This window comes from Luteibacter sp. (genome assembly GCF_051958795.1).
GTDB lineage: Bacteria > Pseudomonadota > Gammaproteobacteria > Xanthomonadales > Rhodanobacteraceae > Luteibacter.
In genome coordinates this window covers 1-15878 of the sequence record NZ_JBQCFT010000055.1, presented here as the reverse complement: position 1 = coordinate 15878, position 15878 = coordinate 1, and the positions used below count along the sequence as shown (strand labels likewise).

The following is a 15878-nucleotide window of genomic DNA, read 5'->3' as shown; positions in this document are numbered from 1 at the left end:
CCATCGCAAGCCATCAAGCCGCCCGCGATGCTTCTATCTTCTCCGCCTTGGCGGCGACGCCCGCCTTCAGCTCATCGCTGTCGAAGTCATCCACCGAGATGAACTCGGCGACTTCGTCGCGCACGCGCTGCAGCAGTTCGCGCTCGGCTGCCGTGATGGCACCCAGCTTCTCGGCTTCCGCCAGCTGCTCGTTGTAGGTGTGCGCACGAAGCTGCCCACCCTTGAACGCCTTCAGGAACTTGCGCTCCACCGGCTCGGCGGCGATCACGTCCGGCAGCACCGCGTTCATGCGGCCCACCGTGTTGTTCGCGGTCGGGGTGAGGTAAGTCCAGGTGGTCAGGCGGTCACGGGCTTCGCTGGGCGCGGTGATCAGCGCGGCGACGCGGCGGCCGAGGCGATCCGACGGCGGCACTTCGCGGCGGCCGAACGGGAACACCAGGGCGCGGAGCAGCCAGGCCACCGGACGCACGGGGAAGTTACGGATCACGCCATCAAGCGCCATCTGCATGCGCCACACGCACTCGTGGAACGCCCAGGCCAGCAACGGACGGTCCGCTTCCGGACGGCCGGTGTCCTCATAACGCTTGAGCATGGCGCTGGCGATGTACAGGTACGACAGCGTATCGCCCAGGCGTGCCGAGAGCTTCTCCTTGAACTTCAGCTTGCCGCCCAGCACGCCCATCGAGACGTCGGCGCACAGCGCCAGCGCCGCCGAGTAGCGGTTGAGCTTGCGGTAGTAGCGGCGGGTGTAGGCGTCGCCCGGGGCATCGCCGATGCGCGCGGCGTTCAGGCCGAGCACGAAGTTGCGCACCGCATTGGAGAAGCCGAAACCGATGTGGCCGAACAGCGCCTTGTCGAAGGTCTTCAGGCGCTCGCGGTAATCCGCGATGTTCAGCGCCTGCATTTCCTTCAGCACGTAGGGATGGCAGCGGATCGCGCCCTGGCCGAAGATCATCAGGCTGCGCGTCATGATGTTCGCGCCTTCCACCGTGATGGCGATCGGCACGCTCTGCCAGCCGCGGCCCATGTAGTTCTTCGGGCCGAGGATCACGCCCTTGCCGCCGTGCACGTCCATCGCATCGGAAGCGATCTGGCGGAACCACTCGGTGGCGTGGTACTTGGCGATCGCCGACGGCACCGCCGGCTTCTCGCCACGATCCACGGCAGCCGCCGTCGCACGCGACAGCGCCTGGGTGGCATAGGTCAGGCCGCCGATGCGGGCCAGCGCTTCTTCCACGCCTTCAAAGCGGCCGATGGCCAGGCCGAACTGCTTGCGCATGCGGGCGTAGGCACCGGTGGCGGCGACCGCCATGCGCGACGCGCCCGTGGCGTTCGACGGCAGCGAGATGGCACGGCCCACGGAGAGGCATTCGACCAGCATGCGCCAGCCCTGCCCCGCCATGTGCGGGCCGCCGATCAGCACGGAAAGCGGAACGAACATGTCCTTCGCATGGATCGGGCCGTTCTGGAACGGCGTGTTGAGCGGGAAGTGGCGGCGGCCGATTTCCATCCCCGGGGTTTCGCGCGGCAGCAGCGCCAGCGTGATGCCCAGGTCTTCCTTGTCGCCCAGCAGCTTGTCCGGGTCGTACATGCGGAACGCGAGGCCGACGATCGTGGCGATCGGGGCGAGCGTGATGTAACGCTTGTCGAAGGTGAGCTTGATGCCGACGGTTTCCTCGCCGTTCCACATGCCCTTCGTGACGATACCGAAGTCAGGGATCGAGGTCGCATCCGAACCCGCGTACGGGCCGGTCAGCGCGAAGCAGGGAATCTCGCGACCATCGGCCAGGCGCGGCAGGTAGTGGTTCTTCTGCTCATCGCTGCCGTAGTGCATCAGCAGTTCGCCCGGGCCGAGCGAGTTGGGCACGGCCACCGTGGAGGCCAGCGTTTGCGACATGCTGGAGAGCTTCTGCAGCACGGCCGAATGGGCCAGCGCCGAGAAACCCAGGCCGCCGTAGCTCTTCGGGATGATCATGCCGAAGAACTTGTTCTTCTTGATGAACTCCCAGACGTTCGGCGGCAGGTCGGCCAGCTCGTGGGTAATCTGCCAGTCGTCGATCATGCCGCACAGTTCTTCGACGGGGCCGTCGAGGAAGGCCTGCTCTTCCACCGACAGCTCCGGCTTCGGCTGCTTGAGCAGCTCCGACCAGCGCGGCATGCCCGAGAACAGCTCGCCTTCGAAACCGACCGTGCCGGCCTCCAGCGCGGTCTGCTCGGTCTCCGACAGCTTGGGCGTGACCTTAGCGAACATGGAGAGCAGCGGCGCGCTGATCTTCTTGCGGCGGAAATCGACCATGAGCAGCGGCAGGGCGATGGCCGCCAGCAGGATCAGCACGATGACGGTAGTCACCGGGGCACCCGCGAGGAAGCCCACCACCAGCGTGGTGGCCGCCGTAGCGATAGCCCACGTCTTCAGGGACGTGCGGTGGTAGGCACATGCACCAGAGGCAATCAGTGCCGCCAGTACAACCAGGATCGCAGACATGGATATCACCTCGTAACGTCGTCGTAGTGCTTGGGGGGTGTCGCTTGAAGGGTTTGCATGAACGCTGCGATTTCGCGCGTGAACGCGTCGTTCGCATCGCCGGCCACCATGTGCGTCGCGTCGGCAAGCGACACGTGGCGCGCGTGGGGAACCAGGCGCAGGAATTCTTCAACAGTGTGGCTTGACACCACGTCGCTGCGGGCTCCGGAGAGCAGCAACACCGGCACCTGCACGCGCGCCGCGGCGGCGAACAGGCGGGGCTGGTAGCGCTCGCTCTCTTCGACCAGACCATCGAGCAGAGCCGGATCCCAGTGCCAGCGCAGGCGGCCATCGCCACCCTGGCGCAGCAGGGGCTTCAGCTGGTCCTCGGTCTTCCGCTCACGGCGCTGCGGCAGGTACGCCTCGATCGCCGAGGCGGCCTCGTCGTAGCTGGCGAAACCGTTGGGGTGGGCGCGCATGAAGCCGAGGATACGTTCCACACCACGGGTTTCCCATCGTGGCGTGATATCGACCAGCACCAGTGCCGAGAACGGGCATGGGCCTTCCGCCTCGCCTGCGGCGACCAGCGCCAGGAGCCCGCCCATCGATGCACCGACGACGACCGGGCGCGGGCCGCCTTCGGGCGTGGCAACGCTGGCCACGGCGAGCAGGTCGGAGACGAACTGCTCCATGTGGTAATCGCCGCGCGGCACGCGCTCGCTCTCGCCATGGCCGCGGGCATCGAACGTGAGTGCGGAGAAGCCCTGCGCGGCCAGCGCACGCGCGCTTCCCGCCCAGGCATGGCGGGTCTGGCCGAAGCCGTGTGCGAACAGCAACGCAGGCCGGCGCTCGCCTTCCCAGCGCTCGCCGGCCAGCAGGATGCCGTCCAAGCCGGTGACCCGGACGGGCGTGGAAAGGGCGGTGGTGGGCTCGGCAACCATACGGCCGAGTATGTGGGCGGTCGCAGGCCACGTCAATACGGCGCCGTACGGTCATGTAACGGCCGGAAAGTCAAGGTCTTACGCAACACGTACGGTACCGGATGGATTGCAAACGGGCGCTTTCCCGCTACCATGCGCCGATGAACGACGCCAAGAACGAACGAGTCCGTCTCTCCGCCGAAGACTGGGAAGACGGTGCCCTGGCCCTGATCGCCGAACAGGGCGTCGGCGCGCTGGCCGTGGAGGCGCTCGCTCGCCGCCTCGGCGTGACGAAAGGCAGCTTTTACTGGCATTTCCGCACGCGCGAAGCCCTGCTGCAGGCCGCGCTGGAACGCTGGGAAGAATACGGCGAACGCGAAGTGCTGGCTGAGATCGAGCGCATCGCCGATCCGCGCAAGCGCCTGCCGGAACTGTTCCGCCGTGTTGCCCACGAACTGCAGCCGCACCGCGTTTACGCGGCCCTGCTGAAAGCGCTGGATCACCCGCAGGTCGTACCGGTCATGGCGCGCGTCTCGCAGCGGCGCATGGATTTCCTGACCCGCATGTACCAGGAGGCCGGGCTGGAGCCCATCGTCGCCCTGCACCGTGCGCGACTGACCTACGCCGCCTACGTCGGCTTCCTGCAGCTCAACTTCACCCTGGGCCTGCCGCGGCTCTCTCACGACGAGTTCGATGCGTACGTGGAGCACGTCATCAGCACGCTCACCCCGGCCAAGCCCGAGGAATGACCTGAACTGCGCCGCGAAATTGCTGCGCCGTGCCTTGTAAATACCACGAACCGCAAACTACTGTCTCCACAGGCAATTACGTGGAGACCACACCGGATGGGTTCGCAAGGCAGTTCACTGGAAGCACTGAATCGATGGGTTGACGACGTCGCCCGCCTGACGGAGCCCGCCTCCGTCGTGTGGTGTGACGGGTCGGATGCGGAATACGCGCGGCTTGTCGAAACCATGCTCGCCAGCGGTGATCTTCTCCCGCTCAACGAGAAGACCAACCCCCGCAGCTACCTGCACCGGTCCCACCCGTCCGACGTAGCCCGCGTGGAACACCTCACCTTCGTCTGCACGCCGGAAGAAGAAGACGCCGGCCCGAACAACCACTGGATGGCACCGGCGGATGCCCACGCGAAGATCGACGCCCTGTTCGAGGGCGCGATGCGTGGCCGCACCATGTACGTGATCCCTTACTGCATGGGCCCGATCGATTCGCCGATCTCGCGCTGTGGCGTCGAGATCACCGATAGCCCCTACGTCGTCGCCAACATGCGGATCATGACCCGCATGGGCGCGCCGGCACTCGCGCGCATCGAGCGCGAAGGCCGCTTCGTGAAGGGCCTGCACTCCACGGGCGAGCTCGACCCCGAGCGCCGCTTCATCATGCATTTCCCCGAGGAGCTCTCGATCAAGTCGTACGGCTCCGGGTACGGCGGCAACGCGCTGCTCGGCAAGAAGTGCCACGCGCTGCGCATCGCCAGCCACCAGGCGCGCAAGGAAGGCTGGCTCGCCGAGCACATGCTGATCGTCGGTATCGAGAACCCGAAGGGCGAGAAGCACTACATCGCCGCCGCGTTCCCGTCGGCCTGCGGCAAGACCAACCTGGCCATGCTCATCCCCACCGAGGGCTACCGCAACGCGGGCTGGAAGGTGTGGACGGTCGGCGACGACATCTGCTGGATGACCCCGGGTGCCGACGGCCGCCTGTGGGCGATCAACCCGGAAGCCGGCTATTTCGGTGTTGCGCCGGGTACGGGCGCGAACACCAATCCGGCCGCGCTGGAAACGCTGGGCCACGATGCGATCTTCACCAACACGGCCATCACGGCCGATGGCCGCCCGTGGTGGGAAGGCCTGGGCGAAGGCGAGCCGGTGATGGATTGGCAGGGCCGCCCCTATAACGCCGCGAACGGCCCGGCCGCGCACCCCAATTCGCGCTTCACCGTGTCGGCGAAGCAGTGCCCGAGCTGGGCACCGGAGTCGGAAGACGCCACGGGCGTGCCCATTTCCGCGATCGTCTTTGGCGGCCGCCGGCCATCGCTGGTGCCGCTGGTGTTCGAAGCGAAGGACTGGGCGCACGGCGTGCTGGTCGGCGCATCGATGGGCTCGGAAACGACCGCGGCCGCCACCGGTGCGGTCGGCGTCCTGCGCCGCGACTCCATGGCGATGAAGCCCTTCTGCGGCTACAACTTCGCCGACTACTTCGCCCACTGGCTCTCGTTCGACAAGCCGGGCGCGAAGCTGCCGCGCATCTTCCACGTCAACTGGTTCCGCAAGGACGCCGACGGCCGCTTCATGTGGCCGGGCTACGGCGAAAACCTGCGCGTCCTGGACTGGATGATCGAGCGGGTCGAGGGCAAGGCGGCCGGCAAGAGCACCCCGATCGGCACCGTGCCGGCGCGGGGCGAGCTCAACACGGCTGGCCTGGATGTCTCCCCGGCCACCGTCGACGAGCTCCTGCATGTCGATGTCGAGGGCTGGATCGAGGAACTCAACGCCATCGGCACCTACCTCGACGGCTTCGGCGCACGCATGCCCGAACGCCTGAAGGCCGAGCGGGCCCGCGTGAGCGAGGCCCTGGAAGCCGCCCAGGAACGTCGCGGCGAGCGGGTGGCCTAGGCAACAGTCTCCGTAGGAGCCCACCCTCTGGGCGACGCCTTTCGCGACAGGGCAACGGGCCCTGCTGTCACAAGGCGAAAGATGTCGCCCACAGGGTGGGCTCCTACGACCGATTAAACCGTTTCCCCCTTGCCGGCATCCAAGCTGGCAAGATGAACGCCCTATGCCTCGCCGCCACTTCCTTCATGCAGCCTGAGCTGCCCGCCGCGACGTCGGATGACGAGACCGTGCGCGCGGCCATGGCCGGCGACCGCAAGGCCTTCGAGACCCTCTACCGCCGCCACGCCGACCGCGTGTACGGCGCCATCCTCCGCCTCGCTGCGTTCGACCACGCCCGGGCGGAGGACCTTACCCAGGAAGCTTTCATCCGCGCCTGGCAGAAGCTGGAAAGCTTCCGCTTCGAGAGCGCGTTCGGCACCTGGGTGTACCGCCTCGCGGTGAACGTGGCACTCATGTCCATACGTGCCCGCAACGCCGATCCCGTCAGCATCGTCGACGACGAACACCTGCCTGACATCACCGATCCCGATCATCCGCTGCGTTCGCTCGAGCGCGATGAACTGGAAAAAGCCATTGCGGGCCTGCCCCCACGGGCCCGTGCCGTCCTCGTCCTGCACGACGTGGAAGGCTGGAAACACGAGGAAATCGCCGTCGAGCTCGACATGGCGGTGGGGTCCTCCAAAGCACAGTTGCACCGTGCGCGCGGCCTGCTCCGCCGCGTGCTGGGAGAAAGGCCATGAACGAACTCGAATACCTGCGCCAGATGCGCTCGCTCAACCGCCCCACCGCGCCCCGGCGCGACCTGTGGGCCGGCATCGAAGCCCGGCTGGATGAAGCCCCGGCCGTCGCGACCCCGCGCCACCGCCGCGCGCAGCCCTGGCTGATGGCCGCCGCCATCGCCGCCGTCGCCGTACTCAGTGGCGGCATCGGGCTGCACCTGGCGCCCGGCGGCAGCGATGCGATGCCCGAGGCCCGCACGGCCTGGAAACCCGCCGACCCGCGCCTCACCGGCGCCGCGGTGGAGCTGGATGCAGCACACATGGAGCTTACCCAGGCCATGAAGGATTCGCCGCAGTCCGCCGCCCTGCAGCGGCTCCTGCAGAAAACCGAACGCCAGCGTGATCGCCTGCGCAACATCGACAAGCAGGCCGGCTAAAACCGCGACAACCGCCAGGATCCATCCCATGAAAACGCTCTATGTCACTCCCCTGCTGCTGGCGCTGTCGATCGGTCAGGCCTACGCCTCGACGCCGATCAACCTGTCGAAAGACATCCGGCCCAACGCGAAGATCAGCATCGACAACACCAAGGGTGAAGTCACCGTCACCGCCTGGGACAAGAACCAGGTGCAGGTCACCGGTACCCTCGGCGATGGCGCCAAGCCGCTCGAACTCGACGGCGATGGCAACAACATCGATATCCGCGTGGATACCGGTGGCGACAAGAAAGGCTGGTTCGGCAGCTGGGGCAACGACACCCGCATGCAGCCCACCGTGCTGAACGTGCGCGTGCCCAAGGGCGTGCAGCTCGAGGTCAACGTGGTCAGCGCCCCGGTCAGCATCGATGGGCTCGATGGCGGCAAGGTGGAAGTGGACTCGGTCAGCGGCCGCATCCGCGCCAACGTGCACTCACCGGATGTCAGCATGCAGACGGTCAGCGGCACGATCGACCTGGCCGGCAAGGCGGGCAAGGCCGATCTGCAAACCGTCTCCGGTGACATCACCGCGCCCTCCATCAGCGACAAGATCGAGGCGCAGACGGTGTCCGGCCGCATGACGATCGGTGGCGGCCCGTGGCGGGATGCCAATTTCAGCACCGTGTCGGGCGACACCCGGATCCTTGGCGGCATCACCGACGGCGGCAAGCTCACCGTCGATTCGATGAGCGGCGACGTAGAGCTGGGCCTGCCGGGTAACACGTCGGCGCGCCTCGAGGCATCCACCTTCAGCGGCGAACTGCGCAGCGATTTCGGCAGCCCGACCAAGGGCGACGATGGCCCGGGCAAGGAACTGAAAACCACCATCGGCAGCGGCAATGGCCAGATCCACCTGGAAGCCTTCAGCGGCGACGTGAAGATCCGCCGCGGCGGGAACTAAGGGCATACGGGTAGGAGCTCACCCTGTGAGCGACGCCGTTCGCGGCAGAGCCACAGGATTGAACTTTCTCGCGAAAGATGTCGCCCACAGGGTGGGCTCCTACGCATAAAAAAAGCCGCGATGTTCGCGGCTTTTTTCTTCAGAGATCCTGGTGGTATTGCACGTACGGCGTACGTGACTGGTCCGGCTCGCGGATGTTCGGGCTGTTGGCGGGTTCGCCGGAGCCCGACGACCACACGTTCTGCGCGCCGACGGAGAGCTCGCCACGCCACGGCAGGCGGAAGGTCACGCCGAGGTCGATGGCGTTCCAGCGGCGGTCGCCGTTCAACGCATTCACCGTGCCGGCTTCGGGCTGCATCGTGCGGCCAGTGATCGCGCCGTACAGCGGGCCGCGATCGACACCGAGGCTCAGGGACTTCTGGTCGACGGCACCCATGCCAAGCAGGTTGCCCGGGGTGAGGCGCACGCGGCCCACGCTGGCACCCAGGTCGATGCCGCTGCGCCCGCCCAGTTCAAGGCGGCCGTGGGCATTCAGTTCGGTGCTCGAGGACAGAGCGCTGAATGGCAGGCCCGACGTCGTGGTAAGGCCGGACACAACGCGCGGCAGTGCAGCGCCTGCGCCGCTCGGACGCGACGAACCCACGCCAATGCCGAGGCTGTAGCCGGACCCGTTATAGGTGGCGCCCACTTCGCTGCCGACGATGCGCGGTGGCGTACCCGGCGAGCTGCAGCGATCGCCGCTGCGCGCGGCCGCGGCGGCCGTGCCGCAGGATTCGGCGGAATTGATCCAGCCCTGACCGCTGACGTTGGCGTGCGCGGAAACACGCGGGCCGAGGTCGTACTGCAGGCCACTGGAAAGGAACGGGCCAGCCTGCACCGGGCGCACGGCGAGCGAACTGCCCGGGTCCGCGCGGTCATCGGTGATGGCGGAAAGCGAACGGCCATCCTGCGTGCGCCAGAGCGGCACGCTCACCTGGCCGCCATCGCCTTCGACCGGCGCGGCGAGCAAACGGGCCGGCGAAGTATCCGAACCCACCGGCACGACCTGCCCTGCCGCGACGAGCGGCATGAACAGAAGCGTGGTGAGCAAGGTCTTACGCATGGCAACCATATCAGGCAGTTGGCTGGCTTTCCCCGTCCTCCCGCACCAGCCGGGGCGGGGAGGTTGGAGCATAACCCATTTTACTTTTTACTAACACCCCAACGGGGCCATCTTAAGACAAAAGACTAGCGGCCGTTTATGACCTCCGGGGGGGGGAAGCCATGGGGTGGCGCAGGGGCCGTGAGACTGGGCCCCGGCGCCCCGTCGCGCCTCGGATCGAACGCATATAGACTGAACCGACCAAGACCGGAACCATGCAGGCGATGACCATCGCTCCATCACAAAGCCCTTCGCTGCAGGCGCCCGGTCCCGGTGAGATCGAGCCCCTGCACGATGCCGTGGAGCGCCTGTTGCGGGCCGCGGACGCCGAGAGCGTCCGCAACGAATGCGAGGCTTTCGCCCGCTGCCTCCTCCCGGAAGCCCGGATCGCCTGGCGCGACGCCGCCGCCGAGGCTGGCGCTGGGTCACAGGCCGTTGAGCTCGGCAGCGATCCCCAGACCGAACGCTTCCTCGAACTGCATGCCACCGAGCAGGATGCCGCCCACTGGGGCGACATGATCGGCTGGCTCGGCCGCCTGGCCTCGGCGCGCCTGCGCCAGCTGGCGGAAACCGCCAACCTCTACGAGGCGATCTCGCGCCTCGCGCTCGCCGAACGGCTGCAGCGCGCGCTTTACGCCATCGCCGAACAGGCGGGCGCCGAGCACAACATGAACGACATGATGAGCGCGCTGCACGGGATCGTGGGCAGCCTCATGTACGCCGAGAACTTTTTCATCGTGCTGTACGACGCGCAGAACCGCACGGTGCGCTTCCCGTACTTCGTCGATTCGGTCGATCCGGATATCCCGGATCCCGAGGGCATCCGCCCCATCGAGGCGATCGAAAACACGCTCACCTGGCATGTGCTGAAGAGCGGCAAGTCGATGATGGGCGCCAGCACCGAGCTGGAAAAGAACCTGCCTGGCCCGCGCGTGCCGATCGGGCCGCCCAGCGACGACTGGCTGGGCGTGCCGATGAAGCGAGGCGACGACATGGTCGGCGCGCTCGTGGTGCAGAGCTACCGGCCGGATACCCGCTACACCCAGAACGACCGCGAGCTGCTCACGTACGTGGCGCAGCATGTGCAGACCGCGCTGGAGCGCCGCCAGGCCCACGAAGAGCTCGAGCGACGCGTCACCACGCGTACCGCCGCGCTGCGTGAAGCCAACCGCGTGCTGCGCCAGCAGGTGCTGCAGCGCCAGCGTGGCGAGCGCCTGCAGGCCGCTCTCTTCCGCATCGCCGAGCTGGCCAATACCTCGGACAGCATCGAGAATTTCTACGCCGCGGTGCACCGGGTCATCGGTGGCCTGCTCTACGCGCGCAACTTCTACATCGCGCTGCTTTCCGAAGACCAGAACAAGCTGACGTTCCCGTATTCGGTGGATGAGCTCGACGGTGTGCGCGAACCGCGCGAACTGGGCCGGGGCCTGACGGAATACGTCCTGCGCAACGGCAAGGCCCTGCTCGCCGACCGCGAGGAGATCGACCGGCTCAACCGCGACCAGGTCCTTTCGACCAGCGGCGCGCGTTCGCTGCACTGGCTGGGCGTGCCGTTGATCTGGAACGAAAAGTCGATGGGTGTGCTCGCCGTGCAGAGCTACACGCCGGAACACACCTACAGCGCCCGCGACCAGGAGCTGCTCACCTTCGTGAGCTACCACATCGCGAACGCCCTGCAGCGCAAGTACACGACCGAATCGCTGAAGCAGGCCTACGCGAGCCTGGAGCGTCGCGTTACCGAACGTACCCGCGCGCTGGCGCTCGCCAACCGCGACCTGCGCGAACAGATCGCCGAGCGCGAGCGCGTCGAGCGCCGGCTGAAGTACGAAACCCTGCACGATTCGCTGACGGGCCTGCCCAACCGCACGCTGCTCCTGCAGCGCCTGGAGCAAGCGCTGAACCACTACCGGGAGACCCCGACGTATCTCTTCGGGGTGCTGTACATCGATCTCGATCGATTCAAGTTCATCAACGACTCGGTCGGGCACCTGGTGGGCGATGACCTGCTGTTCCAGGTCGGCGGCCGGGTCCGCGCTTGCCTGAAGACCCGCGATGTCGTGGCACGCCTGGGCGGTGACGAATTCGCCGTGCTGGTGGAAGGCATCACCGATCCGCAGGCCGCCACGCACATTGCCGAGCGCATCATCGCGCAGCTGCAGACGCCGTTCCGCCTGGGCGCGAAGGAGATCTTCACCTCCGCCTCCATCGGCATCGCCTTGCCGACCCAGGACTACACGCGCCCGGAAGAATTGCTCCGCGACGCCGATTCGGCCATGTACCGCGCGAAGGCCGAAGGCCGCCATCGCGCGGCCGTGTTCGATGACCGGCTGCGCCGCGAAGCCCTGCTCCTGCTTGAACTGGAAGGCGACCTGCGCCGCGCCATCGCGCGCAACGAGTTCGTGCCGTTCTTCCAGCCCATCGTCGATCTGGAAGACACCCGCGTGGTCGGCTACGAGGCCCTGCTGCGCTGGCGGCATCCGGAGCGCGGCCTGCTGCCGCCGGCTGAATTCCTGGCGGTTGCCGAGGATACGGGTTGCGCCGAGGCGATCGACTGGCAGATCTTCGAACAGGTCGCCCGCCAGGCCCGTGCGCTCACCCGCGACGAAGGCTTCATCAGCATCAACGTCTCCGGCAGCCATTTCCGCTCACCGAACCTGGACCAGCGCCTGCTCGACCTGTTCGCCGAGCATGAGGTGCCCGCGCGCTGCATCCGTGTCGAAGTGACCGAACGTGCGCTGTTGGAAAACCCGGCCCAGGTGAAGCGGATCCTCGAGAACCTGCGCAAGCACGGGGTCGGCGTGGCGCTGGATGATTTCGGCACCGGCTATTCGTCGCTGAGCTACCTGCACCAGTACCCGATCGAGACCCTCAAGATCGATCGCTCGTTCGTGATCGAGCTGCCGGCCGAGGAAAGCGAAGGCCACAGCACCGCGGTGGTTCGTGCGATCCAGGCACTGGCCGATTCGCTGCGCATGCAGGTCATCGCTGAAGGCATCGAGACCGAATCGCAGATGCGCGCCTTGCGCCGCATCGGCTGCCGTTTCGGCCAGGGCTTCCTGTTTGCGCAGCCCGCGCCGGCAAGTAAGTGGCTGGGATCGCCGTTGTCGTTGGACGCCTAGGCGTTCCTGCCGCACCGCTTCGTTGGTTTATCGCGTAGGAGCCCACCCTGTGGGCGACGCCTTTCGCCGAAGAGCCACAGGCCCTGAGGCGACATCGCGAAAGATGTCGCCCACAGGGTGGGCTCCTACTGCAGAGTACTAGGCGCCGGAGGCGTATCCGGCCCCGCCAGCAGCTGTTCCGCATCGACACGGTCGAACGCGTAGCGGGTAGCGCAGAACTCGCAGATGACCTCGATCTCGCCATTGCGGTCGTCCAGCGTGGCATGCACTTCATCGCGGCCGAGCGCGCGCAGCATCCCTTCCACCCGCTCACGCGAGCAGGTGCAGCCGAAGGCCAGCGGGCGCGGGTCGTACAGGCGCACGTCTTCCTCGTGGTACAGGCGGTAGAGCAGCTCTTCCGGGCGGCTCGACAGCATTTCGCGCGCGCCCAGCGTCGCCGTCAGGTGGCCGACACGGTCCCACGCGTCATCATCCGCGCCGGCCGCGCTATGGCCGCCCTCGCCCGGGATCGGCTGCAGCATCAGGCCCACGGCGTGCGTGCCGTCGGCGGCGAGCAGGATGCGCGCCGGGAGCTGCTCGGATCGGTCGAAGTAGCCCTCGAGCGCCGTGTTGATCGAGGACATGCCGTCGAGCGTCACCACGCCCTGGTACCGCCCCTTCTCGGCATGGCCGACGGTGATCGCCAGCATCGGGTCGTCCAGTTCGAGCAGGTTGACCGTATCGCCCAGTGCCTCCGGGTTGAACCGGGCCAGGCCGCGGACGCGGCCCTGGTCGGTCGTCTCGGCGAACAGCAGGCGCACGGCGCCCTGGCTCTTGAACTCGAGCGAAAGCGAGCCTTCGAACTTGATATTGCCGGTCAGCAACGCGCTGGCGGCGACGGCCTCGCCCAGTGCGTTGCGCAGAGCCTCCGGATAATCCACGCGGGATGCGATTTCCTGCCAGCTGTGGCCCAGGCGCACGAGTACGCCGCGCACGCCCGCCTTTTCGAGCATGAAGCGGTGCAGTACATCGTCGGAAACGAGGGTTTCGACAACAGAATCGGTCACGATGGTCTCCTGGTGATCCGACGAAAGATGGGGGCGCGGCCCGTGGCCGACAAGGCCGCCGCCATTGGCCCTTATACTGCGCCATCCTTTGTCATCGCGCCGCCATGCCCACGACGCCCCGCTCGCTGCCCCGCCGCATCGTCCGCCTCGTCACCCTCCTGGCGATCGCCTGGCTCGCCGTCTCATGGTGGGTCGTGCTGGTGCTTCGCTTCGTGCCGCCATGGACCAGCGCGTTCATGATGGAACGCCGCATCGAAGCGCTCTTCACGGGCGAGAAGGACTTCACGCTACGCCACCGCTGGGTGCCGTGGGACGAGATCTCGCCCCAGGTGGGCCTCGCCATGGTCGCGGGCGAGGACCAGAAGTTTCCGCATCACCACGGTTTCGATGTCGACGCCATCCAGGATGCCATCGATGCCGCGGATGAGGGCAAGCGCCTGCGTGGCGCGAGCACGATCAGCCAGCAGACCGCCAAGAACCTCTTCCTCTGGAACGGTCGCAGCTTCATCCGCAAGGGCCTCGAGGCGTACTTCACCGTGCTGATCGAGGCGACCTGGCCGAAGCAGCGGATCCTCGAGGTCTATGTGAACACGGTCGAATACGGCGATGGCGTGTACGGCGTGGGCGCGGCCAGCGACGTCTTCTATCGCACGGCGCCGTCGCGCCTCAGCGTGGCCCAGGCCGCCCGCCTCGCCGCGGTGCTGCCCAATCCGCGCCGCTTCCGCGTGGATGCGCCGAGCGCGTATGTCATGCGCCGCACAGCGTGGATTTCCCAGCAGATGGGCCAGTTGGGCGGCCCGTCTTACCTCACCCGCCCCGCGCCGGTATCCGGGCGCGTCCGTTGAGCTCCGACATGGCCTATTCGCTTTCCATCATCGTGCCCGCCTACAACGAGACCGAAGTGCTCGAACGGTTCCATGCGCGGCTATCGGCCGTGCTCGATGGCATGGCGACGCGCGCGACCGTGATCTACGTGGATGACGGCAGCCGCGACGATACATGGGCGATCATCGGCCGGCTGGCCCAGGCCGACGCGCGCGTTACCGGGCTGAAGCTGTCGCGCAATTTCGGGAAGGAAGCGGCGATGACCGCGGGCCTCGACGCGGCCGACGCCGACGCCGTCGTGCTCATCGATGCCGACCTGCAGGATCCGCCGGAGCTCATCCCCGAGCTCGTCGCACGCCTGCGCGAAGGCAATGACGTGGTGTATGCGACCCGCGCCGACCGCGCCGGTGAAACCCGCCTGAAGAAATTCACCTCGGCCGCGTTCTACCGCGTGATGGAACGGCTTTCCGACAACCCCATGCCCCGCGACACCGGCGATTTCCGCGTGCTCTCGCGCCGCGCCGTGGCTGCCCTGCGCGAGCTGCGCGAGCGCCAGCGATTCATGAAGGGCCTGTTCGCCTGGATCGGCTACCGCCAGGTCTCCCTGCGCTACCAACGCGATCCGCGCTACGCAGGCGACACCAAGTGGAATTACTGGCGGCTCACCAACCTCGCCATCGAGGGGATCACCTCGTTCTCGGTGGCGCCGCTGCGCATGGCCACGTGGCTGGGCCTCTCCGCCGCCCTGCTCGCCTTCCTGTACGGCTTGTGGGTGATCCTGAAGGTCCTGCTCTGGGGCGACCCGGTGCGCGGCTATCCCACGCTGATGGTAGTGATCGTGTTCCTGGGCGGCGCACAGCTCCTCGCGTTGGGCGTTATCGGCGAATACGTGGGCCGCACGTACGCGGAAAGCAAACGCCGCCCGCTGTACTACGTGGAAGAGCGCCATGGCGCCGCCGGCCCTTCACCGGGCGATGACCCCCTCGGCCCCGGGCAGGCGTAAACTGGCTCCATCGCGGCGATCCGCGCCGCGCCCATCCGGGGAGTCGAGCATGCAGCAGGTCAAGCATCTCCTGGGAGCGAAAGGCAGGGAAGTGTTCGCGGTGGCGCCCGATGCGCCGGTCCTCGATGCGATCCGGCAGATGGCCGACAAGAACGTCGGCGCCCTGGTCGTCATGAAGGGCAGCGAGCTGGTCGGTATCATTTCCGAACGCGACTACGCGCGAAAGGTGATCCTGAAGGATCGCTCGTCGCGCGACACACCGGTCGCCGACATCATGACCGCGAGCGTCATCACCGTGGCCACCGGTGCCACCGTCGATGAATGCATGCGGTTGTGCACCGACAACCGCCTGCGCCACCTGCCTGTCGTGGATGACGGCCGGGTCGTCGGCGTGGTTTCCATCGGCGACCTGGTGAAGGCGACGATCAGCGAGCAGAAAGAGACGATCAACCAGCTCGAGGCCTACATCACGAGCTAGTGGTCCCGCTCCTCCGGCAGCAGGTCGGGTGAGGTCGCCGCGCGTCGCGCGATTTCCGTAGCGATGGCGGCGACGCCCGCGCAGACCAGGCCGATGGTCGAGATCCCCACGCCGGCCATGCGCGCGGCGGTGAGAGCGCTCGTGACCGCA

13 protein-coding genes are annotated in these 15878 nt (G+C 67.1%); 9 read left to right on the top strand and 4 right to left on the bottom strand.

Annotation, left to right across the window (positions count from 1 at the left end):
* Positions 1-13: 13 nt before the first annotated feature.
* Both ACTHLF_RS03140 and ACTHLF_RS03135 read right to left on the bottom strand, forming a co-directional pair.
* Positions 14-2485, bottom strand: a complete 2472-nt coding sequence (locus tag ACTHLF_RS03140; RefSeq protein ID WP_440324788.1) for an acyl-CoA dehydrogenase — start codon at positions 2483-2485, stop codon at positions 14-16.
* Positions 2486-2490: 5 nt separating this feature from the next.
* Complete coding sequence (locus ACTHLF_RS03135; RefSeq protein WP_440324786.1) at positions 2491-3405, bottom strand: alpha/beta hydrolase; 915 nt, start codon at positions 3403-3405, stop codon at positions 2491-2493.
* Positions 3406-3545: 140 nt separating this feature from the next.
* Here ACTHLF_RS03135 and ACTHLF_RS03130 point away from each other — a divergent pair, with 140 nt between their 5' ends.
* The 5 genes from ACTHLF_RS03130 to ACTHLF_RS03110 all read left to right on the top strand — a co-directional run bounded on the left by ACTHLF_RS03130 (position 3546) and on the right by ACTHLF_RS03110 (position 8116).
* Positions 3546-4133, top strand: coding sequence for a TetR/AcrR family transcriptional regulator (locus tag ACTHLF_RS03130; RefSeq protein ID WP_247433568.1), 588 nt, complete (start codon positions 3546-3548; stop codon positions 4131-4133).
* Between the two features lie 96 nt (positions 4134-4229).
* Positions 4230-6020: a phosphoenolpyruvate carboxykinase (GTP) gene (locus ACTHLF_RS03125; RefSeq protein ID WP_440324784.1), complete on the top strand. Its 1791-nt coding sequence runs from the start codon at positions 4230-4232 to the stop codon at positions 6018-6020.
* 152 nt (positions 6021-6172) lie between these two features.
* Complete coding sequence (locus ACTHLF_RS03120; RefSeq protein WP_440324782.1) at positions 6173-6760, top strand: RNA polymerase sigma factor; 588 nt, start codon at positions 6173-6175, stop codon at positions 6758-6760.
* Positions 6757-7176, top strand: coding sequence for a hypothetical protein (locus tag ACTHLF_RS03115; RefSeq protein ID WP_440324780.1), 420 nt, complete (start codon positions 6757-6759; stop codon positions 7174-7176). The genes ACTHLF_RS03120 and ACTHLF_RS03115 overlap by 4 nt, the downstream gene beginning before the upstream one ends.
* Before the next feature lie 28 nt (positions 7177-7204).
* On the top strand, positions 7205-8116 hold the full coding sequence (locus tag ACTHLF_RS03110) for a DUF4097 family beta strand repeat-containing protein (RefSeq protein WP_440324778.1): 912 nt from the start codon (positions 7205-7207) through the stop codon (positions 8114-8116).
* Positions 8117-8255: 139 nt separating this feature from the next.
* Here ACTHLF_RS03110 and ACTHLF_RS03105 read toward each other — a convergent pair whose 3' ends face one another.
* Positions 8256-9218, bottom strand: coding sequence for a hypothetical protein (locus ACTHLF_RS03105; protein WP_440324777.1), 963 nt, complete (start codon positions 9216-9218; stop codon positions 8256-8258).
* A gap of 263 nt (positions 9219-9481) precedes the next feature.
* Between ACTHLF_RS03105 and ACTHLF_RS03100 the strand changes: the two genes are divergently transcribed.
* On the top strand, positions 9482-12376 hold the full coding sequence (locus ACTHLF_RS03100) for an EAL domain-containing protein (RefSeq protein ID WP_440324775.1): 2895 nt from the start codon (positions 9482-9484) through the stop codon (positions 12374-12376).
* Positions 12377-12501: 125 nt separating this feature from the next.
* Here the strand turns inward: ACTHLF_RS03100 and hslO are convergent, their stop codons facing one another.
* Entirely contained in the window at positions 12502-13422 is a 921-nt protein-coding gene (hslO, locus tag ACTHLF_RS03095) for an Hsp33 family molecular chaperone HslO (protein WP_440324773.1), read from the bottom strand.
* A 104-nt stretch (positions 13423-13526) separates the two neighbouring features.
* On the opposite strand from hslO, the gene mtgA reads away from it, so the two are divergent.
* From mtgA to ACTHLF_RS03080, 3 genes are read left to right on the top strand one after another with little or no spacing between them, the layout of a single operon-like run.
* Positions 13527-14267 carry a monofunctional biosynthetic peptidoglycan transglycosylase gene (gene mtgA / locus ACTHLF_RS03090; RefSeq protein ID WP_440324771.1) on the top strand — a complete coding sequence of 247 codons (741 nt, stop codon included), beginning with the start codon at positions 13527-13529 and terminating at the stop codon, positions 14265-14267.
* An 8-nt stretch (positions 14268-14275) separates the two neighbouring features.
* Positions 14276-15250: a glycosyltransferase family 2 protein gene (locus tag ACTHLF_RS03085; protein ID WP_440324769.1), complete on the top strand. Its 975-nt coding sequence runs from the start codon at positions 14276-14278 to the stop codon at positions 15248-15250.
* Between the two features lie 49 nt (positions 15251-15299).
* Complete coding sequence (locus tag ACTHLF_RS03080; RefSeq protein ID WP_440324767.1) at positions 15300-15728, top strand: CBS domain-containing protein; 429 nt, start codon at positions 15300-15302, stop codon at positions 15726-15728.
* Positions 15729-15878: the final 150 nt, after the last annotated feature.